Origin of the sequence: Xanthomonas sp. D-36-1 (assembly GCF_017746155.1) — a bacterium.
Classification (GTDB): Bacteria; Pseudomonadota; Gammaproteobacteria; order Xanthomonadales; family Xanthomonadaceae; genus Xanthomonas; species Xanthomonas cissicola.
Map to the genome: position 1 here is coordinate 104,121 of NZ_JAGHWR010000022.1, position 6,513 is coordinate 110,633.

Here is a 6,513-nt window from a genome sequence, read left to right on the forward strand (position 1 = left end):
CACGCAACACACGAGGGCCGGGCAACCGGCCCTCGTCTTATCGGCGCACATTGCGCCGGACACCTGCACCCGCATAAACTCTGCCAGCGCCATGCGGGCGTAGCTCAATGGTAGAGCTGTAGCTTCCCAAGCTACTGACGTGGGTTCGATTCCCATCGCCCGCTCCAGTCTTGCGAAGTTCAGCGCTAAGCTCCTGATTGTGCTGACTATTTCGCCTGACTGAAGACCGCCTTGAACGACCTCCCAAGGTATCGTTTGAGGTATCGTTTTGCCAAAGCCCCTCTTGCTGCATCGGCCGTCAGGCCTCTACGTGCGCTTCTTGGTTCCTGTTGATTTGCGGGAACAGGTCGGCTCGCGTTTTCTGGTTCGTCCTCTCCATCTTCGCCCCGGCGATACTGCGCGTCTGGTGTCTGCCTGCATGGGGATGGCACTATCGAACGCGTTCAAAGCATTGAGGCAGGGGAAGCCGGTGGATCTGGACGAAGTGCTGCGGCGCATCCGAGAACAAGGGCTGCGCGAACTCACATTGACCGATGTGACGCTGCCTAATGGCACGCGTCTGGGCAAGGCCCAGATCGACACGCCCGAGGACGCAGCGCTGTTTGCTGAGTTGTTGCGTGAGCCTGCCACCGGGCTTGCCGCACCTGCCAAGCCAAGCGGTTGGCGCACGGGGAAGGCCAAGGCGTCTGGCCCGCTGCTGTCCAAAGCGATTGCGGATCACTTGGGGGACTTGGGTCGCGCGAAGCTCCACAGCAAGACAGTGCTTGAAAGCCGCCACTCATTGCGTTTGTTTGCTGGTGCGGTGGGGCAAGACTTGGCAGTGTCCGAGTTGAAGGCAGACCATGTGCGGGCATTTTTCGATGTCGTGCGGTGGTGGCCGTCGAATGCGACCAAGCGCGAGCCATATAAGGGCCTTGCAGTCATGGATGTAGTGGCGCTTGCCCGAGCCCATCAAGTTCCAGAGCCTGCTGCCTGGACCGTTGCCAAGCACCGGCAGCGCTTGTCGGTGTTCTTCGTGTCGCTGGTCTCGGCAGGGCTTTTGTCGAGCAATCCGTTGGCGGGTATCCGGGCGATTTCGACGCCTGACGCAGACGACACGGGTGAGCCCTTCACCGATGACCAGTTGAAGGCTATCTTCGATCCGGTGGCCTTTCCTGCGTGGGCCAAGAAGTATCCGCACAGGTGGTTTGGTCCGATGCTTGGACTCTACTCAGGAGCGCGCGTGAACGAGATCGCGCAGCTTCGGGTGGAGGACATCGACACGATCGATGGTGTGCCAGGGTTCTTCGTGCGACAAGGCGGAAAGGGGCAGAGCGTCAAGAACAAGAACAGTCGTCGCTTTGTGCCGTTAGCCAATCCGGTGATCGATGCCGGTTTTCTGGTCTACATCGACGAGGTCCGCCAAGCGGGACACACGCAAATCTTCCCGCATCTACCCAATAGCACCGGACTGGGCTTTGGTCGACAGTTGAGTCGCCAGTTTTCGGTCTACATTAAACGTCAAGGGATCATGGCGAAGGGGCAAGGCTTTCATGGCTTTCGCCACACCATCGCGTCGCGTTTGGATGAGGCGGGTGTATCGGCCTCAGCCATCGCGGCAATCACAGGTCATGCGCGGGGGCAGGGAGTGTTGGAGAAGTTCTATATTGACCGGCGGACCCTCCCGGATCGGGTGGTCACGCTTGCGAAGTTCACTCCTCCCGTTTCTCTCCCTGCCTATACTCCCTGGCTGTTTGCGGATATGACGAAGTAGGCGGAATAGGGGAAGAGCCAAACCTCTGCCCGTGGGTTAATCAGCGAATCAACTTATTTCAAGGAGCGGACATGGATCAGAAAAAACCGAGCGCTGTCGCGCTTTGCGTCCAAGATGAAGAAGGGCAGGAGGTTGGGGCGATCGCGATCACAAATGACAATCAAATGAATGTCGAATCCGTTGCCGGAGATTTTATCGATTGTCTGGACGAGCTTTCAAGAAAATTCGAGTTGGATGACAATCATTTTTCCGTCGAGCAAGTAACAAAAAATTGGTTCCAATCGGCGTTTGAGGATTTCGATCCAGTGAGCGTGTTTTATGACGAATCCTCCGGAACCACAGTAAGGCGGCTGGTTAAGTATGTTCATGGAAGTTTGGAAACTGAGACTGTAGGATTCGTTCGCTTTGAGCATGGCGATGTGAGTGGAGTCAAGGTTCTGCTCCAGGATGCTCTACCTCTGGCACATGAGAAGGCTGCCTCCTCACCAAAACAAGACTCAAACCAACTAAAGTCCCCGAGGCGGTCGCCCTAGTTGACCTTGCTCTTCTCTCTTGCCGGTTCTGCTGGCTCTTCCTCGCTTAGTCGGACCGAAGGTTTCAAAGGGCCAGGGACGCTTGCAATGTTTTGGTCTTGCCAGCGTGTCCGGTATTGGGGAGCAAAATGGCGGTAATTTGACTGCCAATGTTGAATGCATAGATCAGTGGCTTTGTCGGCTTCTGCCTTTGCTTCGTCGGCAGGCAAGCGGGTAAGCGCGGCAAGAAATGCCTTATTCCAAAATTGTTCAACTTTCATATGGATGGTATCGATGAGGGTGGTTTGCTTTTTGTAATCGAATGATGGAGCATGTCAAGCCGTTGGTTATATATAATGTATGTTCCAGTGGCGACAGAAATGCAATGTCATTTCGCCTAGAAAAAAAGCGTCAAGCGGCGTAAGGCTTGCGTAACAATTTCAGTTATCGAGAACGCAAGTTAAGCTTGGTGATCGGAAAAGTAGGGCTTTACTGGGCTCGAATTTTTGCGAATAATTTACTAATCAATTGACTGGATCAATTTCGAATGAGAACCGCGTCTCTGAGTGCCCTTGCCGCTGCCAAGGAAAAATTGGCAGCAGAAATTCGGAAGTTGGAAGAGCAGGAAGCTCAGCTACGCCAGCAGCAATCATCTGAAGCCTATTCAGAGATCGTCAAGTTGCTCGACCAATACACCGAGCATTTCAGTGCAAAGCAGAAGTCGGAGATTGCGGCGCTGATCGGTGCTGATGTGGCTAAGCCGAAGAAGGCTGCTTCTACGAGAAAGGAAGTAGCGCCCAAGTATTGGTTGCCCCACAACCAAGAGACATGGTCAGGGCGCGGCCGTCCACCTAAGGCCTTCACCATCTGGCAGGGCAGTGCGTCTTACAAGGAGTGGAAAGCCAAGCACCCGGATGAGAAGTTTCCGGCTTTCCCGGGCTGATGCTCTCAAAAGCCAAGACGATGAGTGCTCGAAAAGCGTTCCGGGCACTCATCTTTAACTGTGGCTCTTTTCGGCGATCAACTAACATCACGCCTGCTTGGCTGCAGAAAATTTTTTTTGCATCAGCGCACCACTTCGCAGGCACCATGGTAGCCGGTCGTTTAGTGATTTCCTAAAGCGATACGACCAAGCTCAAACCGCAGGGTCCGCAGAATGCCACATGTTGAAGATAGGGCTGTTCTGGGGGTGCAGCCCTGCAGTTTTTGCGCCACGCGATGAAATGTTGAAGTGTGGCGCCAAGGATTGCCCGGTCACCTTGATGCGTCAAGTAATGGCACCAATGGGCTGGGGGCTCCACTCCGGTAAATAAGGGAATGTCCATTATTGCAGCTTGAACCCTTGTTCCTGGGAGACCGGCTCGCCCTCCAAGTAAGCCGGAGTAGGCTCAATACCACCCAAGGTAGAGTGTCGTGACGCCCCATGTATCCACCAACCCGTGCGCCAAGATGAGCGCCCACAGGTTCCGGTTTGAGCGCAGGTATGCATACCCAAACCCTGCACCAACAAGGCCCGTCAGTAGAATTCCCGAAACGCCTTGACTTGCGTGCATGACGCCGAACACAACGCCGCCGACAACGGCTGCTCCAATGCGGCCAAGTCCAACGCGGTTAAAAAGCGCTTCAAGCTGGTGCATCAGAAACGCTCGAAACACAAGCTCCTCTCCAACGGCGGCGCTGATCCAGGCATACCCAATCAGCTGCATGGCTGCTGATGCGTTGTCGCGAAGCGCGCCGTAGGCGCTGTAATCGGTCTTGGTGCCTGTCAGGTAGTCGATCAGCGGCTGGAAAAGCGGTGTGATGATTGCGGTGACGAAGAGCACCAGCAGTGCTGCCCACCCGAGGGTGGGGCCTACCCCTCGCCATGCTAGGCCGCAAGCATGTCGATCTCGGGTCTCCAGCCATACCAGCGCAAGGCCCATCAGACCGACGACTGGCATCCGCCAAGGAAAGGGCAGCCAAGAAAAGTAGGCGAGCGCCATGATTGCACCGATCATCACGAGTCGGCTAACCGGATGGCTCATCTTGGAAAAGCTGTTGCGAGGAAGGGAAACAGGGTGATTAGAGTGAGGCATGCCGAACGATTTCGTCGTGGGCACACGATGGTATCGGGCTGCTGAAGAGTGGCACCGTGCCAGAAGGCAGGGTCACGTTCGATGCTCTTGGCATAGTCCCCTCTTGCCAAGACCTATCTGTAAATGTCGGTGCTCTACTGATGTTTTAGTCAAAAAACTTGGCAAAAAAATCCAAAGCTCTGGATGATTGTGAGTTGGTGAGAGCCACGTTTTACGTATGCCGCTACCCCAAAAAGCCGTCTGCTCGATGACGACTCCCACGTTGCTAAGTTCTTGCGCGTTTCTTGCAGCCGTCAGAAGTGTGCGCGTGACTTGGCCGACATCGCATCTTTCAATGTCGGTAGTTTGAGCCCTCGGCCCTCTAAGCTAGAGTCGCCCTGCCATGGTCCTGCCCTTGTTGTAAGCCGAGGAGACGGATAAGCGCGCCTAAGGTCAAATCAGGCCGCTAGCGATTCCTGAATGTGGCTAACCAGATGAGCGCGTTTGTAGGGCTTGCTCAGAAACCTTGTTCGACTGGGCAAGTCGCCAGGAATGTAGCCAATGCCCGAGGTAAGAATGGCAGGAAGGTCGCATCCGTCCAACCGGAGGTGATGGAGCATCTCCTTCCCGTCCATGGCCCCCGGCATCTGCAAGTCAGTGAAAATCAAGCCTATCGTGGGGTGAGCAGCGAGCCGCTCAAGTGCCTGGCTTGCATCGACTGCGGTCACCACGCAGTAGCCGTGTTCGGTCAGCAGCAATTTCGCTAACTCACGAGTAAGCTCATCGTCATCGACGATTAGGATGACGCATTCAGCAAGAGAAACCATTTGGGTCATCTGATTATGGGTGAGGCTACTCACATTGGCCCCTAGGGTGCAAAATGCGCGTGATCGCCGAACTGCCCTTGCTGAATGAATCATACGCTTTCCTCCCCGGACCGATATCGCCAGATCGTCGAGTTGTCTCCGGACTCCATCAAAGAAATTGACCTGGACGGAAGAGTTCGCTTTGTGAACTCTCACGGGGTTGCAAGGATCGCTGCGGAAAACGCCGAGCGCGTGCTCGGGCAACAATGGGCGTCTCTATGGCCTGAAGAAGTCCGCGAGACCGTTGAAGAGGCCATCTCAGCTGCTTCTCGTGGGGAGCGGCGGCAGTTCGATGCAGCCTGCACAACCCCCAGCGGTGAGCGCCGTTTCTGGCTAGTTTCTACTAGCCCGCTAACCAACGTCGACGGGGAAATCGAGGCCGTCCTGGCCGTTAACCGAGACGTCACGGAACGCCGCCAGGCTGAAGTGGCGCTACGCACGCTCAATGACAGCCTGAGTAGTCAGCCTGAATTGGCCTTAGTCCACGCCGAGCTGGCCCATGCTATTGATGAGAAGTTGGGCAATGCTAACCAGCGGGCACAGCAATTAGAGGGGGAGCTCAACATCGCGAGGGCTGCCCAGCGTCTGGCCGAGGCTGTCGCGGAGCAGGCGCAGAAGGGGGACGCGATTGGTCAACTGTTGGCTGGGATGGTGCACGACTTCAACAATGTGCTGCAGGCGGCATCCGGCGCGGTGGAGATGGTGCTTCTAAGCCAGGGTATCGACGATAAGAATCGCAGACTCTTAGGGATGGCAGAAAGCGCGTTGCAGCAAGGGGCGACCATGTCGCAGCGGCTGCTCGGCTTCGCCCGGCACCATCCTTATCTGCCTGAGAATGTCGACATAGGCCGAGTCGTACAGGGGATGCTGCCTCTACTGAACCAAGCTGTCGGACTGGGCATCACGCTTGATTTTCATACGGAGCCCAATCTCCCTCAGGCCATGGTAGATCTGCACAGCCTAGAACGAGCCATCATGAACCTAGTGGTCAATGCCCGGGATGCGTGCGGCGATGCAGGCAACATCACCATTACTACGGAGAGTTGTTCCATCGGGCGTGTGCCCGACGGCGCATCCCACTCGCCTGGCCGCTATGTGCTTGTGAAGGTTCACGATACGGGGCAAGGCATAGCGCCAGAGGTGCTGGGGCGGCTGTTCGAAGCCTACTTCACCACCAAGCCTCCGGGAAAAGGCACGGGACTTGGCCTTTCTCAGGTCTACGGCACTATCCGTCGTGCCAACGGATTCATCGAGGTGGAATCGAAGCCCGGGCAGGGAGCTTGCTTTACTCTGGCCGTGCCTTGCACTTAGGGAAACTCTGAACAATC

The 6,513-nt window shown here is 55.9% G+C and carries 7 protein-coding genes and 1 tRNA gene; 5 read left to right on the plus strand and 3 right to left on the minus strand.

From position 1 onward, the window contains the following. Positions 1 to 93 precede the first annotated feature (93 nt). The 3 genes from J7367_RS07225 (at position 94) to J7367_RS07235 (ending at position 2,286) form a co-directional block, all read left to right on the plus strand. A tRNA-Gly gene (locus tag J7367_RS07225) sits at positions 94 to 167 on the plus strand. A gap of 251 nt (positions 168 to 418) precedes the next feature. Continuing rightward, the gene (locus tag J7367_RS07230; protein WP_057661139.1) at positions 419 to 1,753 is read left to right on the plus strand and encodes a site-specific integrase; all 1,335 of its coding nucleotides are present in this window, start codon (positions 419 to 421) and stop codon (positions 1,751 to 1,753) included. A gap of 71 nt (positions 1,754 to 1,824) precedes the next feature. Continuing rightward, the gene (locus J7367_RS07235; RefSeq protein ID WP_139792767.1) at positions 1,825 to 2,286 is read left to right on the plus strand and encodes a hypothetical protein; all 462 of its coding nucleotides are present in this window, start codon (positions 1,825 to 1,827) and stop codon (positions 2,284 to 2,286) included. On the opposite strand, the gene J7367_RS07240 is transcribed toward J7367_RS07235, so the two are convergent. Then, entirely contained in the window at positions 2,283 to 2,546 is a 264-nt protein-coding gene (locus tag J7367_RS07240; RefSeq protein ID WP_131438931.1) for a hypothetical protein, read from the minus strand. The genes J7367_RS07235 and J7367_RS07240 overlap by 4 nt on opposite strands. Positions 2,547 to 2,812: 266 nt before the next feature. On the opposite strand from J7367_RS07240, the gene J7367_RS07245 reads away from it, so the two are divergent. Next, positions 2,813 to 3,208 (plus strand): H-NS family nucleoid-associated regulatory protein, encoded by a 396-nt coding sequence (locus tag J7367_RS07245; protein ID WP_007975745.1) that lies wholly within the window; start codon positions 2,813 to 2,815, stop codon positions 3,206 to 3,208. A gap of 445 nt (positions 3,209 to 3,653) precedes the next feature. On the opposite strand, the gene J7367_RS07250 is transcribed toward J7367_RS07245, so the two are convergent. After that, positions 3,654 to 4,205, minus strand: coding sequence for a CPBP family intramembrane glutamic endopeptidase (locus J7367_RS07250; protein WP_057661184.1), 552 nt, complete (start codon positions 4,203 to 4,205; stop codon positions 3,654 to 3,656). Between the two features lie 572 nt (positions 4,206 to 4,777). After that, entirely contained in the window at positions 4,778 to 5,146 is a 369-nt protein-coding gene (locus tag J7367_RS07255; protein ID WP_057661183.1) for a response regulator, read from the minus strand. A gap of 84 nt (positions 5,147 to 5,230) precedes the next feature. On the opposite strand from J7367_RS07255, the gene J7367_RS07260 reads away from it, so the two are divergent. Beyond that, positions 5,231 to 6,496 carry a PAS domain-containing sensor histidine kinase gene (locus J7367_RS07260; RefSeq protein WP_057661137.1) on the plus strand — a complete coding sequence of 422 codons (1,266 nt, stop codon included), beginning with the start codon at positions 5,231 to 5,233 and terminating at the stop codon, positions 6,494 to 6,496. Positions 6,497 to 6,513: the final 17 nt, after the last annotated feature.

Coding starts and splice junctions, on each gene's coding strand:
- J7367_RS07230 (WP_057661139.1), top strand. CDS start 419: ATGGGGATGGCACTATCGAACGCGTTCAAAGCATTGAGGCAGGGGAAG.
- J7367_RS07235 (WP_139792767.1), top strand. CDS start 1,825: ATGGATCAGAAAAAACCGAGCGCTGTCGCGCTTTGCGTCCAAGATGAA.
- J7367_RS07240 (WP_131438931.1), bottom strand. CDS start 2,546: ATGAAAGTTGAACAATTTTGGAATAAGGCATTTCTTGCCGCGCTTACC.
- J7367_RS07245 (WP_007975745.1), top strand. CDS start 2,813: ATGAGAACCGCGTCTCTGAGTGCCCTTGCCGCTGCCAAGGAAAAATTG.
- J7367_RS07250 (WP_057661184.1), bottom strand. CDS start 4,205: ATGCCAGTCGTCGGTCTGATGGGCCTTGCGCTGGTATGGCTGGAGACC.
- J7367_RS07255 (WP_057661183.1), bottom strand. CDS start 5,146: ATGGTTTCTCTTGCTGAATGCGTCATCCTAATCGTCGATGACGATGAG.
- J7367_RS07260 (WP_057661137.1), top strand. CDS start 5,231: ATGAATCATACGCTTTCCTCCCCGGACCGATATCGCCAGATCGTCGAG.